Annotated in this window: 21 protein-coding genes; 8 read left to right on the forward strand and 13 right to left on the reverse strand. The window is 44.2% G+C overall.

What is annotated here, in order from left to right; all coding sequences use genetic code 11:
• Positions 1–31: 31 nt before the first annotated feature.
• The 3 genes from tnpA to J7384_RS13935 form a co-directional block, all read right to left on the reverse strand.
• Positions 32–472: an IS200/IS605 family transposase gene (gene tnpA / locus J7384_RS13925; RefSeq protein ID WP_209113617.1), complete on the reverse strand. Its 441-nt coding sequence runs from the start codon at positions 470–472 to the stop codon at positions 32–34.
• A 130-nt stretch (positions 473–602) separates the two neighbouring features.
• A complete protein-coding gene (locus tag J7384_RS13930) occupies positions 603–1,985 on the reverse strand; it encodes a class II fumarate hydratase (RefSeq protein WP_209115022.1) in 1,383 nt (460 codons plus the stop codon).
• A 15-nt stretch (positions 1,986–2,000) separates the two neighbouring features.
• Positions 2,001–2,354 (reverse strand): hypothetical protein, encoded by a 354-nt coding sequence (locus J7384_RS13935; RefSeq protein ID WP_209115023.1) that lies wholly within the window; start codon positions 2,352–2,354, stop codon positions 2,001–2,003.
• 143 nt (positions 2,355–2,497) lie between these two features.
• Here J7384_RS13935 and J7384_RS13940 point away from each other — a divergent pair, with 143 nt between their 5' ends.
• Positions 2,498–2,953, forward strand: coding sequence for a hypothetical protein (locus J7384_RS13940; protein WP_209115024.1), 456 nt, complete (start codon positions 2,498–2,500; stop codon positions 2,951–2,953).
• Between the two features lie 149 nt (positions 2,954–3,102).
• Positions 3,103–3,933, forward strand: a complete 831-nt coding sequence (locus J7384_RS13945; protein WP_209115025.1) for a DUF417 family protein — start codon at positions 3,103–3,105, stop codon at positions 3,931–3,933.
• A 52-nt stretch (positions 3,934–3,985) separates the two neighbouring features.
• Here the strand turns inward: J7384_RS13945 and J7384_RS13950 are convergent, their stop codons facing one another.
• A complete protein-coding gene (locus J7384_RS13950) occupies positions 3,986–4,921 on the reverse strand; it encodes an AraC family transcriptional regulator (RefSeq protein WP_209115026.1) in 936 nt (311 codons plus the stop codon).
• Positions 4,922–5,135: 214 nt separating this feature from the next.
• On the opposite strand from J7384_RS13950, the gene J7384_RS13955 reads away from it, so the two are divergent.
• Both J7384_RS13955 and J7384_RS13960 read left to right on the forward strand, forming a co-directional pair.
• Entirely contained in the window at positions 5,136–5,588 is a 453-nt protein-coding gene (locus tag J7384_RS13955; protein WP_209115027.1) for a YHS domain-containing (seleno)protein, read from the forward strand.
• Between the two features lie 231 nt (positions 5,589–5,819).
• Positions 5,820–6,449 (forward strand): hypothetical protein, encoded by a 630-nt coding sequence (locus tag J7384_RS13960; protein ID WP_209115028.1) that lies wholly within the window; start codon positions 5,820–5,822, stop codon positions 6,447–6,449.
• Positions 6,450–6,480: 31 nt separating this feature from the next.
• Here J7384_RS13960 and J7384_RS13965 read toward each other — a convergent pair whose 3' ends face one another.
• From J7384_RS13965 to J7384_RS13995, 7 genes are all read right to left on the reverse strand, one after another.
• Positions 6,481–7,152, reverse strand: a complete 672-nt coding sequence (locus tag J7384_RS13965) for a response regulator (RefSeq protein WP_209115029.1) — start codon at positions 7,150–7,152, stop codon at positions 6,481–6,483.
• 7 nt (positions 7,153–7,159) lie between these two features.
• Complete coding sequence (locus J7384_RS13970; protein WP_209115031.1) at positions 7,160–9,292, reverse strand: ATP-binding protein; 2,133 nt, start codon at positions 9,290–9,292, stop codon at positions 7,160–7,162.
• Positions 9,293–9,391: 99 nt separating this feature from the next.
• Positions 9,392–10,159: an IclR family transcriptional regulator gene (locus J7384_RS13975; RefSeq protein ID WP_209115033.1), complete on the reverse strand. Its 768-nt coding sequence runs from the start codon at positions 10,157–10,159 to the stop codon at positions 9,392–9,394.
• Between the two features lie 177 nt (positions 10,160–10,336).
• A complete protein-coding gene (locus J7384_RS13980) occupies positions 10,337–11,833 on the reverse strand; it encodes a CoA-acylating methylmalonate-semialdehyde dehydrogenase (RefSeq protein WP_209115034.1) in 1,497 nt (498 codons plus the stop codon).
• 55 nt (positions 11,834–11,888) lie between these two features.
• Positions 11,889–13,049 carry an iron-containing alcohol dehydrogenase gene (locus J7384_RS13985; protein WP_209115035.1) on the reverse strand — a complete coding sequence of 387 codons (1,161 nt, stop codon included), beginning with the start codon at positions 13,047–13,049 and terminating at the stop codon, positions 11,889–11,891.
• A 26-nt stretch (positions 13,050–13,075) separates the two neighbouring features.
• The gene (locus tag J7384_RS13990; RefSeq protein WP_209115102.1) at positions 13,076–13,945 is read right to left on the reverse strand and encodes an enoyl-CoA hydratase; all 870 of its coding nucleotides are present in this window, start codon (positions 13,943–13,945) and stop codon (positions 13,076–13,078) included.
• Positions 13,946–14,002: 57 nt separating this feature from the next.
• Complete coding sequence (locus J7384_RS13995) at positions 14,003–15,256, reverse strand: CoA transferase (RefSeq protein ID WP_209115036.1); 1,254 nt, start codon at positions 15,254–15,256, stop codon at positions 14,003–14,005.
• Positions 15,257–15,570: 314 nt separating this feature from the next.
• Here J7384_RS13995 and J7384_RS14000 point away from each other — a divergent pair, with 314 nt between their 5' ends.
• The 3 genes from J7384_RS14000 (at position 15,571) to J7384_RS14010 (ending at position 18,212) form a co-directional block, all read left to right on the forward strand.
• Entirely contained in the window at positions 15,571–16,308 is a 738-nt protein-coding gene (locus J7384_RS14000; RefSeq protein ID WP_209115037.1) for a DUF1223 domain-containing protein, read from the forward strand.
• A 98-nt stretch (positions 16,309–16,406) separates the two neighbouring features.
• Complete coding sequence (locus J7384_RS14005) at positions 16,407–17,729, forward strand: Ig-like domain-containing protein (protein WP_209115038.1); 1,323 nt, start codon at positions 16,407–16,409, stop codon at positions 17,727–17,729.
• 105 nt (positions 17,730–17,834) lie between these two features.
• Positions 17,835–18,212 carry a hypothetical protein gene (locus tag J7384_RS14010; protein ID WP_209115039.1) on the forward strand — a complete coding sequence of 126 codons (378 nt, stop codon included), beginning with the start codon at positions 17,835–17,837 and terminating at the stop codon, positions 18,210–18,212.
• A 19-nt stretch (positions 18,213–18,231) separates the two neighbouring features.
• On the opposite strand, the gene J7384_RS14015 is transcribed toward J7384_RS14010, so the two are convergent.
• Positions 18,232–18,651 (reverse strand): hypothetical protein, encoded by a 420-nt coding sequence (locus J7384_RS14015; protein ID WP_209115041.1) that lies wholly within the window; start codon positions 18,649–18,651, stop codon positions 18,232–18,234.
• A gap of 76 nt (positions 18,652–18,727) precedes the next feature.
• Positions 18,728–19,624: a PHP domain-containing protein gene (locus J7384_RS14020; protein ID WP_209115042.1), complete on the reverse strand. Its 897-nt coding sequence runs from the start codon at positions 19,622–19,624 to the stop codon at positions 18,728–18,730.
• Between the two features lie 778 nt (positions 19,625–20,402).
• On the opposite strand from J7384_RS14020, the gene J7384_RS14025 reads away from it, so the two are divergent.
• The gene (locus J7384_RS14025; protein WP_209115043.1) at positions 20,403–22,007 is read left to right on the forward strand and encodes an anthranilate synthase component 1; all 1,605 of its coding nucleotides are present in this window, start codon (positions 20,403–20,405) and stop codon (positions 22,005–22,007) included.
• The last annotated feature ends 1 nt before the right edge of the window (position 22,008 follow it).

Consider the following 22,008-nt stretch of genomic DNA (forward strand, 5'->3'; position numbering starts at 1 on the left):
TTGCGTAAGCCCCCTAAACAAGGGGGCTGAGTTATCCTAGTAAATGTAATTGACGTTTCTCTTCTTGTTTCTCCATCTTGTCTTGATGCCGTACATAACGCCTGATGATTTCTTCGTTAATACCTACAGAGTCAACGAAATAGCCTCGTTGCCAAAAACGACCACCCCATGCTTTATTCTTACGTAAGTGCGGATATTTATTGAATAGCTTTAAGGCTAACCTTCCCTTTAAACATCCCATCAATTGAGAAATTGATAACTTCGGTGGGACTTTAACGACTATATGTACATGGTCTATTTGTACATTTAACTCCATCACTTTTACACCAAGCTTATCGCAATAAATATGAATAAATCGGTAAACATCCTTACCAATATTATTCTTCAATATTCTAAACCGATACTTCGGTGTCCAAACTATATGATATTGACACCGCCAAAATACGTGCGATGCTTGCTCATATCTACTCATGTTAGTCTCCTATTTGACTTCGCTAAAAATCAAACGAGGATGTAACATGAGTAGATATTTCAGGCATAGCCTTTTTAACAATGACCAACTACTAAAGTAGGTGGTTTAGCTGTCAAGAAAATAAAAACGCTTAGTTAATACCGCCTTCCGTTAGTTTTGCTGGTTCGAGCAGTTCAGTTAATTGCTCTACCGATAAGTCTGTGTGCTGGGCAGCAACGTCAATAATTGCTCGACCTTCCTTGTAAGCCAGCTTAGCGATTTCTGCCGCTTTTAAGTAACCAATAATGGGGTTAAGCGCAGTGACTAAAATCGGGTTTTTCGCCAGTGCTTGTTTTATTTTATCTTCTTTAACGACAAAGGTTGCAATCGCCTTGTCTGCCAATAAGTATGAAATATTTGCCAAGCTTTCAATGCTCGCCAAGACATTGTTAGCGATCATCGGCAGCATTACATTGAGTTCAAAGTTACCCGCTTGGCCACCAACGGTAATCGCAGTATCGTTACCGATAACTTGTGCCGCCACCATGGTTGCCGCTTCAGGAATCACTGGATTCACTTTACCCGGCATAATCGATGAGCCCGGTTGCAGCGCTTCCAACTCAATTTCACCTAAGCCCGCTAACGGACCAGAGTTCATCCAACGCAAGTCATTAGCAATTTTCATGATGCTAACAGCAACGGCTTTTAACTGCCCAGATAAGCTAACAATGGTATCTTGCGAACCAATGAGCGGGAAAAAGTCATCCGCTTTTGTAAATGTTATCTGAGTCATATCACTAAGCTGATTGGCAAATTCATCAGCAAATTCAGGATGCGCGTTAATACCAGTACCAACCGCTGTGCCGCCCTGAGCCAGTGTTTGAACACTTGCTTGCATTGCTTCTAATTGCGCAATATGTGCTTTCAATTGGTTAGCCCATGCCAGTAAACTTTGGCTCATACGCACTGGCATTGCATCCATCAAGTGAGTACGACCGGTTTTGACGAAGTGGTCCACTGACTGAGCTTTTTGTTCAATCACTTCAACCAAATAACGCAGCCCCGGCAACAGTTGTTCATGCAAAGCAATAGCGCTACTAACGTGAATAGTGGTCGGAATCACATCGTTGCTGCTTTGACCGTAGTTAACGTGATCATTAGCGCCAACAGTGTCGTTGAGGTGTTTGCTAGCAAGTGTTGCAATAACCTCATTGGCATTCATATTTGAACTGGTACCAGAGCCAGTTTGATATACATCAACCGGAAAATGCTGCATTAGGTTGCTGTCAGTTAACAGCTCATCACCGGCCTTAACAATTGCCGCCGCCATATCATTAGTCAATAAGTCGAGCTTAGCGTTGGCTTTGGCCGCACTTTGCTTAACCGTAATTAAGGCGCGGATAAATGCTTCAGGCATGGTTTGTCCGCTGACCGGAAAATTGTTAATCGCTCGTTGAGTTTGGGCACCGTACAAAGCATGCTCAGGTATTTCCATTTCGCCCATACTATCGGCAACAAGTCGAGTTTTGGTCATAATATCTCCAGAATATTAACGTAAAAAAAAGTGGCTGAGCTTGTTTGCCTCAAGCTCTACAGCCTTAAAGTGTTCGGTTTGATCGATGCGCTTTGCGATGCCCCGCATTTGTGACAATGGCAAATATAGTTGATTTAAACAATGTTCGCGCCAGTGGCGAGCAATTAAGTCATCACAAATAGCGTCCATCAATACGCCATAAGCAAAATAGTAAAGTCGGTATTGCTGAATAAGGGTTAACGTCGCCGCTCGGCTCACTACTCGGCTAAGCAGCTCTCCAACCAAATGACAAGCATCGGGATATTGGCCTTGGCTGACTATTTTGGCCAACTGCTCGATGGACAAGGCTTCAGTACTTTCAATTTGCATTCATTCACCAAACACACAAATAAAAATAAAAACCATTATCATTTACACACCAAGAAAATACAACTGTTTTGCTCAAATGAACTTAACCCGAGTCAATCGGTCAATAATGAAGGCAGTAAACGCGGTGAAATAGAAGGAGTTAAATGATGCTGTTAATGCTGAGGATAATTATCGCCGTGAGTGCGCTTGCGGTTGCACTCTACCCGCTGTGGGGAATTATCTGGCCAGAAAGTTATCGCGCTGAACTATTGGAGGACTTTGCCGGCATTGAACAGGCGCCAATAAGTGCAATAAAACAGGCATCGGCTTGGCTATGGCTCGCCAATGCAGTATTTGCTGCCAGCCTCGCTTTTATACTTCGCTACGTTGCAAAGGATAACAGTGAAACAAATTTAAAGTGGGCAGCTACTTGCTTGATCAACCACCCTTTTTTGACACTGGCAAGCGATATTGGCGTACACTTTAGCTTAGCCAGGTACAGCACCAATACGAGCATGGCAATTGAGCTTTCCGGCACAACCTTAATGCCGCTGTTATTTGGCTGCTGCCTATTAGTCATCCATCAAAACATCAAGAGCCATCTACCAACCTTTGATTAAAAGCTCCGAGATTCAGTGACCTTAACAACCCAAGTGGACAGCTGTATTGACAGTCAAGTTAAAGACCAACCTCTGATTTTGACATTGCTGTGCAATTAATTTAATTGAACCATGGTCTCATCAAGCCAATTATTTACACGAGTTATTTTATGTTTAAACAAAGTGATAAACTAATCTTGCTACTTATCGTCAGTTCACTGTCGTTACTAGCAATTTCTTTTGGTCTTGGAGCAAATACCAGAGCAATTACCAATGTCACCAGTTTCTTTGCCCTTGACAGTTTAGCCGACGCTAACGTTTTTTCGCTATTAACCGCAATACTTTTCGCCATTCCAGCATTTTTTGCAGCGCTGAGTATCAAAGAGCCAAAGTATAAAACACACCTAGCCTACGCGTTGATAGCAGTGGCAACCTTGCCAATTATTTCACTGTTGTCGGACTCGCGATGGATTGCCAATTTAGGAGGCTTTCCCGCGATTGGTTCAGGACAAGGGGTTATTAAGTATTTCGCGCTATTGGCTCTTGCTTACTACTTTTTACAAGGCAAAACATCTAAATCTGTCATGTTCATTAACTATCTGCCAGTATTTCTCGTCTTGGCGTGGATTGGAGGCATGAAGTTTACCGAACTCGAAGCCAAAGGCATTGAAGGCTTGGTTGCTAACTCGCCACTGATGTCTTGGTTATATTTATTGTTCGATGTTCAAACGACCTCTAATCTCATTGGCATTTACGACATCATTGCGCTATTGCTGCTCGGTTTAGGACTGAGATACCCTACTCTGCTCATACCTGGCATGTTAATGTCTGGCGCAGTATTTGTGGTAACTCAAACCTTTTTGTTTACTACTCCAGGTGCATTTAGCGCCGAAACCGTCATTACCGGTACAGGACAGTTTTTAATTAAAGATCTTTGGTATATTGCCAACTTAGTGGTGATTTACCTTTGTCAACGCGGGCAAACTGAAGCCCATAATTAATCTAATATCCTTGGGCAAATTGCTTAAATGCAATTTGCCTTATTCTAACCGTTTAAGCCGCGACTTGACCTTGCTGCTTGCGATACTCTCCCGGGCGAATACCAAACTGTCGCTTAAACGCCAGACTGAATGCCGCTTCCGATTGATAGCCCACAGAATCAGCAATACTAAATAGCGATTGCGGTGTCGTCAGCAACAATTGACTCGCTTTTTGTAAGCGGACAAAAATCACGTATTGCAACGGCGTCATTTTCGTCAGTGACGCGAAGCGATTTGAAAATGCCGTGCGCGACATGTTCACTAACTGCCCGAGTCGTTCGACATTCCAGTCAGCGGCAGGATCTTGGTGAATATGGGATAAAACGCTATTAATTTTATCGTCGTGAAATGCCGATAAAAATGGGATTTGCTCGGTTGCTTGTGCCAGTGTTGCGCGAATCACCTGAATCAAGATGATTTCTGACAGGCGGTCAATTATCGCGTTAGCACCGGCCTTAGAACTTGCTGCTTCATGAGCAATAAAGCCAATCGCACTATCTAGCCATGTCGTATTGTAACTCTCGTCGCCTTTAACAAATAACCTTGCCGGTAAGTTATCTAACAGCGGATGACTGTTGACTTCATCAAAGGCAAACTCGCCGCAGACTAAACAACAACCAGCGCCGCCACCGCCGTAAACCAGTGGTCCCGTGCCACTGTAACTAACCTCGTTTAACACCTCTGCAAGCGGTTTCACTTCACTGCCTTCAGCGTCGGTAATGACATGACCGGCACCATGGGGAATCACCACCAGATCGCCATTTGACATCAACATCGGCTCTGCTTGTCCCTCTATGTTGAGCCAACATTGACCGCGAATAACAATGTGAAACCGGGCAACGCGGCCATGAGCGGGCACCGCAACTCCCCAAGGCGCGGTCAACTCAGTGCGAAAATACAAACTGCTTTTGAGTTTTAAAGTATTGAGAATATCAGTTAACGCATCCATCACTATCACTTAACTAAAAACCGTAACTTGATATTAGAGGCTATGATTTGCTCGGCGCAAGTACTCTGTACGATTTAGTATAATTTCGCGCTTTTTAAAGATATTAAACGCTTTTTATCCCTGTAATGATGATCTCGAAGGTTAACTTCACCCAGTATTTAGCGCTGCTTACACAGGATAAATACTGAACTTGAAACACAACGGAGAAAGCAAAATGAATATTAAAAAGATGTTTTTAAGCCTAGCTGCAATGCTAGCATTTACAGCTACGGCAAACGCCGGCGAATATCAAAACAGCACACCAGCCGTTCAAGGTTACGATGTTGTTTCTTACCATACCGGCAAGCGGCCAATTAAAGGCAATGGCAATTTTGTCGCAACACACAAAGGCGCGACATATATCTTCGCCAATAAAGCCAATCAAGAAAAGTTTTCTGCTAACCCTGAAAAATACGTGCCTGCCTATGGCGGCTACTGTGCCTTTGGCGTATCTGTCGGTAAAAAGTTTATTGGTGACCCAGAGGTATTTCGCTTAGTCGACGGTAAAGTTTACCTAAACCTAGACGCCGGCATTCAAGACATGTGGTTAAAGGATGTACCGGGTAAAATCAATCAAGCGGATAAAAACTGGAAAAAGATCAAAAACAAGTCACCCGCTTCGCTTTAATGTACGCACTTAAACAATAGCGGTTAACGATAAATTCTCTCGATGCAAGTTATTGCCTGTCACCCGTAAAATGGTTGGTGGGCAATTTTTTGCTCACGACTTCTGCCAACTTAATTATCATTTAATAAACGCATTCAAAAATCGAGCAAACCTCATCTTTTCCTCACATTTTATTGCTAAGTTACTTCGCCAAGCACATTTAGTTATCGTTAATCGTTCAGGAGGTTTGTATTGTCGGCAATAAAATATTTAATCATGGTCATGGCATTACTGTTTGTCGGCTCGGCTAAAGCTGGCTTAATGCGCCACGACAACCAAGATACCTTTACCTCTGAAGTAAATTCACCATTGGCTTTTGAAGGGTTTAACGATAATCAGCTAGATTTTGTCAGCGTAGAGTCTGGTTATATTCGTTTTCGCACCAATAGTAGCTTGGTTTCTGAAGGTGAAAAGGCACTGGTCTTGCGCGAGCGAAATTCAGTCACATTTCACTTTGACCACGATATTTTTGCCTTGAGTTTCTATCTCAACGAGCTTAACTCAACCAGCCTCAGCTATACCGATAGCGCTGGCCACGAAATACGCGACGCATTTGCCATTACCGAGGTCTGGAACGCGAGCACGTTTTTTGCCCTAACCAGTGATGTTGGCTTGCGCTCTTTTACCCTCACAGGTACGAGTACAGCGTCGAATGCAAATGCAGTATTCGGTATTGATGCCCTGCAATTTACCGCTCCTGCAACCGATGTTCCTAGCCCTGCTTCATGGTCGATATTCGCACTCGCATTAGCGATGTTAGCCATGTTCAAAAAAAGTGGGCCTAACCAAACTCGCGTGCTTTTATTACCACATCAAAGATAAAAGCACTGCGCAACACGCTAACTATTTCCCTTTATTCGCTGATGGCAACGTAGCGATAACCTACGCCATATACCGCCTGAATAAATTCGTGCTCTGGTGACAGGGTTTTAAGCTTTTTGCGAAGATTTTTGATGTGGGTATCGACCGTGCGATCACCAACAATGCGATAATCCCGATAAATACCGTCAATGATTTGCTCGCGGCTAAACGCCTGATTAGGCGATTTTTGTAACATGGTAATCAACTCAAATTCAGAGCGCGTTAGCTCAATGGTTTCGCCGTCGTAGCTCACTTTGTATTCGTTCAAATTAAGCGCCAGCTCCGGTGAGCTCTGAGATTGTCCAAAGCGGTTGAGAAAGTTTTTAATCCTCAGAACCAACTCAGGTGCACTAAAGGGTTTGCAAATATAATCATCAGCACCGAGCTCTAAACCTTGTAACCTTTGCGCGTCTTCCGTGCATGCGGTAAGCATAAAAATCGGAATATCAGAGCTTGCTCTAAGCTGCTGACAAACTTGCATGCCATCCATACCCGGCAGCATAACATCTAACAAAACCAGATCGACTGGACATTTAGCGATAAAGTCGACAACCAAATCACCGCGTTCCAAATGCGAAACACTGTAACCTGATTTATTCAAAAAGTTGGCTACGCTGTTTGCTACTTCAATTTCATCTTCAACGATTAAAATGTGCTTTTTCATTTTTTAGTTACTGATTTAAAGGAATATTAACGGACACTTTGACACCGCCCAACGAACTTGGCTCGGCGCTAATTGAACCGTGATGTGCGCAAATTAAATCGCGACAAATTGCCAAGCCCAAACCACTGCCACCGAGTTTGCGACTTCTCGATTTGTCGGCTCGATATAAGCGATTAAATATTTTTTGGTATTGCTCTGGCTCTAGAGCTGGTGAACTGTCTTCTATCGACCACAGCAATTCATCATTATTTACCTCAACGGTAAAGACAATATTTCCTGGGCTATTGGTATAGCGACAGGCATTACTAAACAAATTGGTTAATACTTGCCTAATTCTAGCGCCATCTAGGGTTGCGTTGTGCCAAGCAGACAGCCTTATATTGATTTGAACCGATAAACTATGTCGCTCGGCTAACACTTGCAGTTCTGCCGCTCTGCGCTCAAAAAAGTGTTGTAGGGCAAACGTTTCGCGATCGAGTTCGAGTTCGCCCCGGTCATTTAACGCCAATAGAGAAATATCGTTAATCAAACAATTAAAACTATCAATGCGCTCGTGCAATAACTTGTATACCGTTTTTGGATCGTCGGCGATGTCATATTCCAACTCTTCCATTTTTAGCTTGAAAACCGTTAACGGGGTTCTAAGTTCATGGGAGATATCAGCAAAGAATTGTTTTTTTTCCGACATCAGTTGATTACTCAATTGATTTTCTCGGCGTAAACTTCTGGTTTTCATCGAGAAGACCAGTACTAACATCAATAAAATCAAACTAATAAGCACAAAAACAAAGGTTTTAACCGTTGCTGTCTGTTGCGCTTTTAACCGCTCATTTTCTTGTAATGTCGCTTGCTGTTTTAGTACGGCGAGCTGGTGTTCTTTTTGGTCTGTTTTGTAAAGCTGTGCGTATTGCGAAAACTGGATATCTCGATTGTCTTCCTGATGCTGCTGATAATGGTTAAAAGATTTTAAAATCAGTTCATTAGCCTGCTCAGCCTTACCTAATCTAGCTTTTATTTTGAATGCTAATGAAAAAGCGTCCTGTAAAACAAAGTACCTTGGTTTGAATAATTTGTTGTTGAACAGCCGATCGATACTTTGCTCAGCGCGTTGCCAATCGCCATTGTAGCTTGCGACAAAAGCGCGAAAGTAGTCGATACTCGTCAACAGCTCTGACTTGGTCTGCAATGGCATTAACTGTTCCGCACTGACCAGAGATGATTGCATCAATAAAGTATCATTAGTTTCAGCGGCAAGTTTTATCAATTCAAAATACAGGGTAATTTGAGTACTCGTTAACTCATGGATTAAGGCTAACTCAAGTGCTCGCTCAAAGTGCTCCCTGGCAATTACAAAGCGTTTTTGCGCCAAATACAACATACCCAAGCGCTGTTTACCTTCTAAGTGGCTCAAAGGCGCAGATTGCGGATCAATTTGTTCAAGCCCAAGTAAGTAGTTTTGTTCGGCTTGGCGGTAGTCGTTGAGCCAATAAAAGACCTCACCAATATTCATTAAAGTATTGGCATAATGACTTGAATTTGTTTGCTCCGAGTAAAGCGGCAGTGCTTTTTGATAAGCGCGTAATGCTTGATCAAAGTTACCGAGTTTAAAATAAATAATGCCGAGATTGTTGTAAGTAGAAGCAAGTCGCGCGTTGTCAGCTAAATCTTGGTAAACCGTTTCTAGTGCTTGATAGCTGCTAATTGCGAGTATTAGTTGATTGCTAAGCTGGTAGCGCAGTGCTTGATTGAACAAATTAACGCTCAAAGCAAGCGTATCACCACTCTTATTTGCCAGTTCAAGTCCGCGCTCAATCATCTCAGCAGCAACGTCAAGCTGGCCACGTTCGAGATAAATTTTAGTTAAGTAGCCAATTAACTTTGCATGTTCACCAGCAGCATTGTGCTGAAAATGTAGCGCAACCCCCTGCTCGCCATACTTTAACGCTTGTTGTGGATCTGTCCGTCGAATTAACTTTACCAATTCGGTATAAACGGCAAGCTTGCTAACATCAGTATTGGCCAGGCGCTCTAAGTCAGCTTCGAGTGCGCTTTGCTTACTTTGACGAGACAACTGCTCGTCAGCATTAGCGACATAGCCCGATAGAACTGTCAAACAAATAAAAACAATAACAAGTCGCATAAGGTTACCAACAACATCAATTAATCAGCATTATACCCCGAGATTGTGAGGAAATAATGAGCTTACCAATCACTTATCGATATAACATACTGAGTTGTTCTAATGCTCTTTTAGCAGTTCAGCCAACTCCAATGCCGCCTGTCTAAGCTCAGGCTCAAAGGCGATTAATTCCGCTAAACTTTTGCGAATAACCGGTGCATGGGTAAACAAACAGGCAAATAACTTGCCGTCAGGATCTCTAATCGGCACTGAACAAGCCACCATACCATCGACAAATTCTTCGTTATCTGTGCCCAATTGGCTTTGCTCTACATTAGTCAGTTCTGTTTGCAATCGGTCCACTTCGGTGATGGTATTGCGCGCTAGCTTATCGAGCGGCAGTTTTTCAATAATTCGCTGACGGCGTTCAATTGGCAAAGAGCTTAAATAGAGCTTACCACTTGCTGTACACCAAACAGGCGTGCGACTGCCGACAGGTAAATGAATTCTCAACGGCCAATTAGTTTGAATGCGATCGTAGTAAATCATGTCGGTGCCATTGGGAATGGCGATACCGCACGTTTCACCGATAGTTTCCGCCAAATTTTGCAAAATAGCTTGGCGCAAAGCACTAAATCGACTGCTGTGTAATACACCAAGCGCAATACTATGCATGCGATCCCCTGGTATCAGTAAACCGCGCATATTAATTTGAATGTAGTTGTCAGCTTCCAGTTGTTGCAAAAGCCGATGAATGCTCGGCTTGGGAATATCGAGTGAATACGCTAGTTCAGCCGGTGACATTGGCCTTTCTGCTCGAGAGACAGCCTCTATAATGGCAAGCACGCGAGTAATTGATGAACCTTTTTCTCTTCGTTGAACTGTCATTTTCCGCCTTTTACTTCTCAAGCTGGTAGAGCAAACTATCTTCACTATTCGTTAGCTCTATCATACCGAAACAATATCGACCTGCGACAGCATCAGAGCTAAATTTTTCATTGTATTATCAAAAAAAAGCGGTGTTTTAACACTTAAAACACCGCAAAACGCCATCAGTAATGGGGATTACTTCATAGTTGGCATAGAGAACTGAGCACCTTCACGGATACCAGCAGACGGCCAACGTTGTGTGATGGTTTTACGCTTAGTGTAAAAACGCACTGAGTCTGGACCGTAAGCGTGTAAGTCACCAAACAATGAGCGCTTCCAACCGCCAAAGCTGTGGTAGGCAACAGGTACTGGTAACGGCACGTTAATCCCCACCATACCGACTTGAATGTGATCGGAGAAGTAACGAGCTGCTTCACCGTCACGCGTAAAGATACAGGTACCGTTGCCGTATTCATGAGCGTCAATTAAATCCATTGCTTCTTGCATGGTTTGTACGCGAACAACTTGTAACACTGGGCCAAAGATTTCTTCTTTGTAGCTGACCATGTCTGGCGTAACGTTATCAATCAGTGTGCCACCAACAAAGAAGCCGTCGCTGTAACCTTCTATTTCAGGGTTGCGACCATCAACAACAATGCTTGCGCCTTGCTCTTGAGCGTGATTGATGTAGCCAACCACTTTATCGCGGTGTTGACCGGTGATCACTGGACCAAAGTCGTTGTTGCTGTCTGTGTAAGCACCAACTTTTAAGTCTTTCATTGCTTCTTTCATTTTAACAACAAGCGCATCACCAGCGGCATCGCCAACCGCAACGGCAACAGAAAGCGCCATACAGCGCTCACCTGATGAACCAAAAGCGGCACCAAGTAACTGACTAACGGCGTTATCCATATCGGCATCAGGCATCACGATAGCGTGGTTTTTCGCACCACCTAATGCCTGACAACGCTTACCGTGAGCATTTGCGGTTTGGTAAACATATTCAGCAATTGGCGTTGAACCGACAAAACTGACTGCTTTAACGTCTTGATGAGTTAACAATACATCAACCGCACTCTTATCGCCGTTTACTACGTTTAACACGCCATCAGGCAAGCCAGCCTCTTTTAGCAATTGAGCTAAAAACAAGGTTGAACTTGGATCGCGCTCAGACGGTTTTAAAACAAAACAGTTACCACAGGCGATTGCCATTGGGAACATCCAAAGTGGTACCATCGCTGGGAAGTTAAACGGGGTAATACCGGCGACAACACCTAGTGGTTGAAACTCACTCCACGAGTCGATATTAGGACCAACATTTTTGCTGTGTTCGCCTTTTAACAGCTCAGGCACACCACAAGCGTATTCAACGTTTTCAATACCGCGTTGTAGTTCACCAGCAGCATCATGAGAAATTTTGCCGTGCTCTTCACCAATTAACTGGCAAATTTTATCGGCGTTTTGTTCCAGTAATTCTTTAAAGCGAAACATCACGCGAGCGCGCTTAATCGGTGGTGTATTACGCCACGCGGGAAATGCTGCTTGCGCACACGCAATCGCCTGTTCAACCGTTTCAACGGGTGCAATCGCTACTTGTTTTTCTGCTTGACCCGTTGCTGGGTTAAAAACATCTTGGGTGCGAGCCGCTGCGGTGCTGATCTCGCCGTTAATAAAATGTCCGATAGTGTTCATAATAAATTCCTAAATAAATTTGTTTCAGCTTATGCTGTGTTATTTGGCGAGATGATTAGTCCCATAGCCCTTGATAAATTGACACCATATCGTCAATCGACGGAACCACAGGGTTGTTACCCGGTGAGCCAGACGCCAATGCCTGCTCAGCCATGGTTTGGCAAACATCAAAAAACTGCTCGCGGTTAATACCAAATTGCTCCGGCGTTGGTACCGATAACTCTTCATTAAGCGCTTTAAGTTCAGTCAGTAGCTTTTGATTAGCAACATCATCACTATCTTGCTCGGCCGCGACACCCATTGCTCTGGCGCAATCTGCATAGCGAGCTGATGCGGCAGGTATTGAATAAGCGGTGACACTTGGTAATAGCATCGCGTTAGACAAGCCGTGCGGTACGTGGAAAAAAGCACCGATTGGTCGACTCATGCCGTGCACCAAGGCAACGGAGGCATTAGAAAAAGCGACACCTGCTAAGGTTGAGCCCAGCATCATCGCTTCGCGCGCGTCTTTGTCTTCACCATTGTGGTACGCCTTGCGCAAGTTAGGGCCAATAAGTTTGATTGCCGCTAGCGCTTGGCTGTCACTGTAGGGGCTGGCTTTTTTGCTGACGTAAGCTTCAATCGCATGAGTTAATGCATCAATACCGGTATCAGCTGTTACACGCGCCGGTAAACTGGTTGTTAGTTTGTAATCAACTAATGCCGCGACAGGCATAAAACCGATACCGACACATAGCATTTTTTCGTCGCTCGTTTCATCGGTAATAATGGTAAAACGCGTCACTTCTGAACCCGTACCGGCAGTGGTTGGAATGGCAATTAACGGCAAGCCTTGCTCGGTAACCATACGCGGAAAACGGTAATCTTTCATTTCACCGCCAAACTTGGCCAAAATCGCAATCGCTTTCGCGCTGTCAATTGGGCTACCGCCACCTAGGGCAATAATACAGTCGTAGTCGCCAGTACGTGCTTTTTCGACACCCGCTTGAATTGAGGCAACCGTTGGTTCTGGCACGGTATCGTCAAAAACATCGGCGCTAATTTGCTCAGCGCTTAAGGTTTCTTGAATACGGCTGGCGTAACCGAGTTGCACCATCATTTTGTCGGTAATAATCAGTGGTTTTTGGCAACCTAAGCTCGCTAAGATATTTGGGATTTCTAAGCTAGCGTTTTCTCCTACCTGCATAATGCGCGGTAAAATAACTTGAGTAGACATGTTAATTCCTCTCTTACTAGCGCAATTTAGCGATGGCGAAAAACTGGCGCGCGTTTGGCAATAAAGGCGTGCATGCCCTCTTTTTGCCCTTCTGTCGCGAAAGCAGCTTGGAATAAGCGACGCTCATGGCGAATACCTTCGGTAAGGCTGGTTTCAAAGGCTACATTAACCGCTTCTTTCGCCATTCTTACCGCTGGATCGTTGTAGCCGGCAATGGTGTGAGCTGCTTCTAACGCTGTTTGTAGTAATTCGTTACCCGGAACAACGCGGGCAACTAGGCCAGCGGCTTTAGCTTCGTGAACATCAATAGTGCGACCAGTGAGTACTAAATCCATCGCTAATGACTTGCCAATAGCATTTGCTAAGCGTTGTGAACCGCCAATGCCCGGTAAAATACCTAACTTAATTTCCGGTTGACCAAATTGCGCGTCCTCAGAAGCGATAATAAAGTCACACATCAATGCCAGTTCACAACCGCCGCCTAGGGCATATCCACTTACTGCAGCAATAATGGGTTTATTGATGGTGCGCAATTCATCCCACGGTTTGAAAATGTCATCACAGTAAAACTCAGCGTAATTTAAGTTCGCCATTTCTTCAATATCAGCACCGGCGGCAAACGCTCGGGCGCTACCGGTGATAACAATAGCGCCGATATTATCGTCGGCATCAAACGCCTTTAACGTATCAACCACTTCTTTGGCCAGCTGACGACTCAAGGCATTTAAGCTCTTGGGGCGATGCAAGGTGATCATACCTACGCGCTCGCGGCGCTCGACTAAAATGGTTTCTAGCGCCTGCGTTGGTTGGCTGGTTTCAGTGTTGGCATCAGTTGTTACTTCTGATGTCGGTTCAGCATTGACTTGTTCTTTTTTTACACTTGCTTTACTTTTCATCATTCGACTCTCTGTTGTATCAATTAGTTATTTAGGTTGTTATTACTTACACGGCAGTTAAACCCAATTGTTGGACTCGCCATCGTCATCAAGCTGTTCTGGTGGTGTCACTGTTGGCGCATAAGCCCCTTTGTCAGACATCAACTCTTCTAAAATCGCCTCGCGATGCTGATTTAACCCAGGTGCTTGAATCGGCTCTTCGGGATCGACTTCGGTTAGAGAACTCATTTTGATGGGGTTACCGGCAGTGCGCACAGGGCGTTCGTTTTCCCCTTTAACCTTGACGATCATATTGCGAGCGAGTAATTGAGGGTGATCAAATAGCTTGTCGATGGTATTAATTGGCGAACATGGCACCCCGGCTTCATTGAGGGCATCAATCCAATGTTGCATCGGCTGGGTCTTAGTGACTTTCTCAATATCTTCAACCATTTTCTTGCGGTTTTGCACTCGCAAATCATTGGTTAAAAATAGCGGTTCTAACGCTAGTTCTGGCGCACCAAGCGCGTCAGCCATTAGCAAGAACAAGGTGTCGTTACCCGCACACATGACAAACTTGCCATCTTTTGCGGCAAAAGTTTCAAACGGCGCTAACGAGGGGTGGCAATCACCAGTACGATTAGGCACTACGTCTTCAACATCGTACCGAGCCAGTGCCGTTTCCATTAGCGCCGCTTGGCAATCGAGCATGCCAATATCAATGCGAGAACCCTGGGCATCACGGCTGCGACTATAAAGCGCCGATAAAATTCCGATGGCACCGAATAGCGCTGCCCCTAAATCGCCAAAGCTAGTGCCAACACGTGCTGGCTCTCCGCCCGGCCAGCCGGTTAAACTCATGACACCGCCCATTGCTTGCACGACCATGTCGTAGCCCGGCAAATCGCTAAATGGACCACTGTGACCAAAGCCAGATATTGACGAGTAAACAATGTGTGGGTGGGTTTTAGCTAAACGCTCAGGACCATAGCCAAGGCGCTCCATCACGCCAGGTCTAAAGTTTTCTACCACGACATCACAACTGTCGAGCAAGCGTTCTAACAATTCGCGATCACGCGGCGACTTAATATCAAGAGAAATACTCTCTTTACCGCGATTAAAGCACATAAAATAGGCCGAATCGTCGCCGACAAACGGGCCAAAAGCACGGGTGTCGTCACCAGTGCCAAACCGTTCAATTTTAATCACCCTCGCACCTAAGTCCGCCAAGATCATCGTGCAGTATGGTCCTGCCAATACTCTAGAAAAATCTAATACAGTAATTCCGTCGAGTGGACCCGGTTTTACTTCTTCTTCGTTTGCTTGATTCATAGTCATTAGTCCGATAGTTAACCAAACCTTACGCAAGTCAATAATGAGACAAAACGTATCAATATAAAAACAAGTGGAATACTATATCGATTCATTTCGTATCGATATTAGACCAAGGTATAAGATGATATTTTCTTGTTGCAGTTGCTTGCAGCCTAACTAGCACAGTAAAAGACAGGTAATTAAATTTAGAAACAAAGACTTAGATACAGCGAAATAAAGATAATCAATTTAGCGCAGCGAGATAGTGAAATTTTCTTGGCACTGGCTATTTCTTGTATAACATCCACGATGTAATAAGTAGTCGCGCCATCATGAAGATTTTTGCCACCCTGCTCGCCAGCAGTTTATTGTTAATGACCAGCCAAATTCAGGCTAAAACCATTACCAGTCCAGCACAGCAAGTCAATTTAGTTGAAGTGTACAGCTCTCAAGGCTGTAGTAGTTGTCCTCCTGCCGAGCGCTGGTTAAGCCAATTTAAAACCGATGAACGTTTGTTTAGTCAATTTATCCCAATCAATTTACACGTTGATTACTGGGATTATATTGGTTGGAAAGACCCATATGCTTTGCGCGAATTTACCAAGCGTCAACAAAATTACAAACGCTTGGGTCATACCCGTAACATCGCAACGCCCGGTTTTGTTGTCAACGGCAAAGGTTGGAATGGCTGGTTTTACAAACGCCCTATTCCAATTGATAGCAGTAATGTTGTTGGCGAGCTTAGCGCAAAGATAAACGATGGCAACATTGAGGTTAGTTTTGACGCAGAACAAAAACTGCCACCATTGGTACAAGCCCATGTTGCTATTTTGGGGTTTGACCAAGTGACTAAGGTCACCAGAGGAGAAAACCGCGGCCGCCATCTGCCCCACGATTTTGTTGTGATCGGTTACGATCAAGTCAGCACCCAGGTAAATGGCAAACAAGTGACAGCAAAGCTAGCACTGCCTAGCAGTGACAAGTTTAACTCTGACCAAAAAGCAGTTGTGGTCTGGCTTTCTGACCGTTTTGATCCCAAACCAATTCAAGTAGTAGGTGACTGGTTGTAAATTAATGTGCTATAAAAACCGTTGTTAACATAAGTACCGACATAAACACCACGAGCTTTACTAAAGCCAAATCTGGTAATTTGGGAGATAAACGTTAAATGAATAGCATCCGGTTAGCGCTAATCAGTTTACTGTTCTTCCTAAGTGCTTGCGGTGGTGGCGGCAATAGCAATTCAACACCGCCAGCCAATACGCCAGCGGTAAACGCAGCGCCAATTGCCAATGCGGGTGCCGATCAAACAGCGCCAACAGCAACAACCATATCCTTAGACGCCGGCGCTAGTTCGGATCCCGACAATGACAGACTAAGTTACCAATGGCGTATCATAAGTGCACCGAGCCAAAGTGAGGCAATCGTAGATAACGCCAACAGCATTACAGCGAGCTTTACTGGCGATTTTCGCGGTCAGTATCAACTTTCAGTAACCGTTTCTGATGGTCAAAGCAGCGCAACTGATACGGTTACTCTGACATTTATCAGCGAGCTTGAACAACAAAGTGGCAGTTTAAGCCAAGTACTAAAAGCCATCGATTATGGCAGCAATCAAGATCAACGCTGGCGTCAGCCTAGCTCGCAACAGCAATTAAATTTTAGCCGAGCCATTCAGGCAGTCATTAACCAAAACTATCTTGATGCCAGTGATTACGCCGCTAGGCTGGGTTATCAACTCATTGAATTTACTGACACCGACAACCTAGCTAACAACGTACATTTCCTATTACAAGAAAACCCTAGCTTAAACAGCCAACAATTGCTCGCCGGCGGTACTTATGTATTTCGACACGATGGCATCAACGCCGTGTTACAAGCGCCGCACCCAAGATCAGACGTCAACACCGAATTACAAGCGATTGAAAACTATTTCATTACTAACAGTAACGTGCTGATGTTAGCCGGAACTCGACGCGATAGCAGTTTGCAGGCGACTCGGTGCTCGGGAGACTTTTTCGCGAGTGATACTGCCCACAATACTGACACCCTGTTTTTTGTCGCACACAAGGTGTTATCTGAAACTGACCTCGACAAGGTTTTTGTTGAATTTCACGGTTTTGGTACCAGCTCCTTGAGCAATTTACAAACCCAATGTAATACCAGCAGCCCGCTTTTAGTGAATTTGAGTGAAGGAATCGACTATCAGAGTGACCTCAACGAGGCTAATTTAAGGCAATTATTTCGCCAAGAAATTAACCGCGCTGGTAACATAAATGCGTGTTTATTTGGCAATCAAGCCATGAGCTTGGGAGGAACAACTAACGTTGCTGGCAGATTTACCAATAACTCCCCTGATGCTTGCACAGTGGCGGCAACAGCATCAAGTCGTCGGTTTTTGCATGTTGAACAAAGTTTTGAAGTAAGAGCGAATCACAGAGCTGAAATGGCTGAACACTTAAAGCAGGCCTTAAACAAGTTATTTCAATAGTCCAACTGATTAAAAGTGATTAAGCGCCTACACTTTTTAAACATCTTATTTTCGAGTATTTGATACCATCCTTTTGTTTTTATTCAATACCAACTGGACGGTAGTATGCATTTCTATATTCCGAAATTTAAAACGCTAGCGATTGCTATCGCTTATTTAAGCATTCAGGGCTGCACTGCAGTCGGAATGGTTTTAGATGCAAAACTCGATGATCACGCAAACAAGCATTCTCAAAAACAAAACGGTGAAATCAACAATATTGATGACGATGTCGCGCCATTTACCTCTTTGGGGCTAAAAGCCGATGCTCACATTATTAATCAGTTGATAAAAAAAACCAAAAGCGCTATCAAAAAGCCTCAAACGCCAGAACAATTATGTCGCAAATTTGAAGGCAAAAAACGAGAGCGCTGTTTAAACGAAATCTTGATGCACTCGGATTCAAATCAGGTGCTCAAAGTAGAAATTATCGATAACCAATAACTGTTCCCGTTGGCAACAGCTAAGGTTTTCTTGTTACTAGTACAGAGAGCATAAACAATGCACCAGGCAGTGAGTCAACTAAATAACCATTGCCCGAGGAAAAATCACCGATAGCAAAAGCTAATGATATTGGTGGGTTAAAAGCGAAACTACTCAAGGTATTAAACCAAGTATCCAGCTGAATCGCCCTTATCGACTGCGTCAGCGCAAGTATCAAAACCAAGCCAATTGACCAAACTTTGCGGTGCCAACAACCATAAGCAACACCAACCGGTAAGGCAAAGAACACAGTTAAATACGCCACAACCGACAGCACAGTTATCGAACTGTGATATTGAGCGACAACAATCACTATGGCAATAACCGCATATAGCAGCCAAAAACTGGCTAAAATCTTTGTTGTCAGATTGAATTGGCTGATAGAGTTCTGGTTTGCCAAGTCGTCCCCTCTATGACGGTGTTTACGACCAAAAATACAAAAACAGCATAAAAAAGCTGATAAAAAAACAATGACGTTACCACAATTGCCAAATTGGTCGACAGTCCTCAGGCAAGTATAAGTTTCGCCCTAAATCGCTCCACTTACTCGGATAATGGAAATCGGAACCAAGTGACGCACAAAGGTCATATTCATGACAGTAACTGAGCATTAATCGCCGTTGTTCTGGGTTCATTTGCGGTAAGACAATTTCTAAGCCATCGCCACCTGCGGCTTTAAATTCAACAATCAGTTTTCTACGCCATTTACCCGACAAGTCGTAGCGAATAGGGTGTGCTAATACCGCGCTCCCGCCAGCACAGTGAATAACGTCAACCGCTTCGGCAATATCGCACCACAACGGTTTAACGTAAGCGCGCTTGCCTTTGCCAATATATTTGTCAAAGGCCGCTTGCAAGTGGTTAACTTTGCCTTGTTGCAGCAGTATTTGAGCAAAATGGCTGCGGGTAATCGAACCATCACCGGCGAGTTTTTTGGCCTGCTCATAAACCCCGATAAAGCCACACTTTTCAAGTTTTTCCCCCATTTTTTGCGCACGTAGCTCTCGAGCCGCTTGTTGCTGTTCAATCAGCTCATTTAGTACTGGGTTGGTTTCATCAATATTTAAGCCGACAACATGAATATCGAAGCCGTGCCAGTAAGTTGATATTTCAATTCCCGAGACCAGTTTCAGTGGAAGTTTTTTATCTAAAATATAACGCTTAGCACTATCAAGCCCTGCGACTGAGTCGTGATCAGTTATCGCTAACACGTCAAGCTGAAAATTGACCGCCCTGTCTACCAAGGTTTGTGGCGTTAATTGACCATCAGAACAGGTGGTGTGACTGTGTAAGTCTATACGTGGTATCGCATTTTTTTCGGCTTTAGCGGCAAAGAGTTGACTGTAAAAATTGTCAGGGCTAAGTGTTGACATATGTCTCGATTTAATGTCTTCTATACAGGATTATTTTTTCATTAATTTTAACACGTTTACGAAAGAATTAATGGCTAATATTTTTGGGATGCAATAGTAGAGTACTAAATCCACCACAGCCCCCAAAAAGTAACATGAGGTAAAGCCAGTAAAGCTGGTCAAAACAAAAGTGATGTTAAAACTAGCACAGCAAACAATTTCATTAATTTGGTGGTGGCACGACTCTCAATAGTGGGTTGTGATATTTGCTGCTAGGCAAAAAATTCTTAAAACCCGCTATTAAGCGGGTTTTTTTATGTTCAGGAGGAACGGTATGGCGCAATGCCATGGATGGCAAAGAGCGCGCGTTTAAATGCTTTTGTTTTGTATGGTTATTACCAGTAAAATTAGTTCAATGATACCCAAGCTGCCTCAAGATACGTGATTCAGCGCTATCACAGGAGCTTAATATCAAGGCGCAGCTAGCAGGAATGGTCACTCCCTTTCAATTAGCTGCAACGATGAGAGTAAGTTCCTGTGAAGCGCCCGAAGGGTTGGTTTAAAAGACAATTTATACTGCGTTGTTGATTTTAATAAGGGAACGACCATTATTTGCAATCAATGCCTTGCCTAAATTACTTTTAATTCCAACTGAACAAGCATCTTGAGGTAGCTTGGGTATAAATTAGGTTTCAATATGTTAATCACTAAAGTTAAAAGTTGGTTTATTTGGTGGCTTCAGCCACTTTACGCAGGATAAAGCCCTTTTTACGAAATAAATCAACTAGGTATAAAAAACATGACAGTTACACCCCCCGCAAATGCTGCGGTTAGTACCTTCGCCTTACAAGGTCGCTACCAAATAGATCCGCTAGCGGTTTACCAAAAGCTCTGTAGCAATAAAACCAACACAGTGCTATTAGAGTCGGCGGAAATCGACCAAAAGCATCAATTAAAAAGTCTCTTGTTAGTCGATGCCGCCCTAAAGATTGTTTGTCACGGGCAAAGCGTTACTTTTACCCCGCTCTCTGACAACGGCCAATCAGCATTAGCATTTGCTAAACACTCGCTCGAACAAACTGACGGTGTTGCTGAGCTCACGACCACAAATAATCAGCTCATTGTTCACTTTGCGCAGCCACTTGCTGAGCTCGACGAAAAATCTCGACTGCTCGCTACTAACCCTTTTCAAGCCCTGCGCTTGTTTACTGAGCTTGACGGTGCTAAACAACATCCCTTTTCCGTGTTTCTCGGTGGCGCACTAGCGTTTGATATGATCGCCACTAGCGAACCTTTACCAAGCGTGAATGAAAGTGATAACACTTGCCCTGACTATGTTTTTTACCTTGCTGAAACCTTAATTGCGATAGATCACGAAAGCCAAACCACAGAACTCATCGGTAACGCATTTAGCCGCTGTGAGCAAATCAAAAACGATGTTCAACAGCAGCTAACACAGTTGCAAAAAGCGCTCGATCAAAACTTTAGTGCTACGCAGCAAGTTGTCGACAAAAATGCACAGCCCGTTGAGGTCACATGTGATTTTACTGACCAAGAGTTCTGTACTATGGTCGAACAACTTAAAGAACACGTATGTGCTGGTGATATTTTCCAAGTGGTTCCTTCGCGTACATTTAGCCTAGCGTGTGATAATCCACTCACTGCTTACCAAGTGTTGAAGGCGCGTAACCCAAGCCCTTATATGTTCTTTTTGCAAGACGATGACTTTTGCATGTTCGGCGCATCACCTGAGTCATCACTTAAATATCAAGTGAGCAATCGCCAAGTTGAGCTTTACCCGATCGCAGGCACTCGCCCACGTGGCTTTGACGCCAACGGCAGACTCTCGCCGGACTTAGACAGCCGTATTGAGCTCGACTTGCGCCTAGATAAAAAAGAGCTTTCAGAGCACATTATGTTGGTTGATTTAGCCCGTAACGATATTGCCCGCGTCAGTCAGCCCGGTACTCGTCACGTCGCTGACTTATTAAAGGTTGATCGCTACTCTCATGTGATGCACTTAGTATCGCGGGTTTGCGGTACCTTATCGGAAGATCTCGACGCCCTGCATGCCTATCAAGCTTGTATGAATATGGGGACGCTCTCAGGCGCGCCAAAGGTTAGAGCCACTGAGCTTATTCGCCAATTTGAAGGTAAACGCCGTGGCAGTTACGGCGGCGCTGTTGGTTACTTTACCGGCACAGGTGAAATGGACACCTGTATTGTAATTCGCTCTGCCTTTGTTAACAATGGCATTGCTCAAGTACAAGCAGGTGCAGGTGTGGTTTACGATTCTAATCCACAAGCTGAAGCTGACGAAACTAGACAAAAAGCGCAAGCGGTGATTAGCGCGATTCAGCAAGCTGCCTCCTTTATCGATAACCCAGCTAGTGAGGAGGTTTAAC

Origin of the sequence: Endozoicomonas sp. G2_1 (assembly GCF_017744155.1) — a bacterium.
In the GTDB taxonomy this organism is placed as follows: Bacteria; Pseudomonadota; Gammaproteobacteria; order Enterobacterales; family Alteromonadaceae; genus JAGHQT01.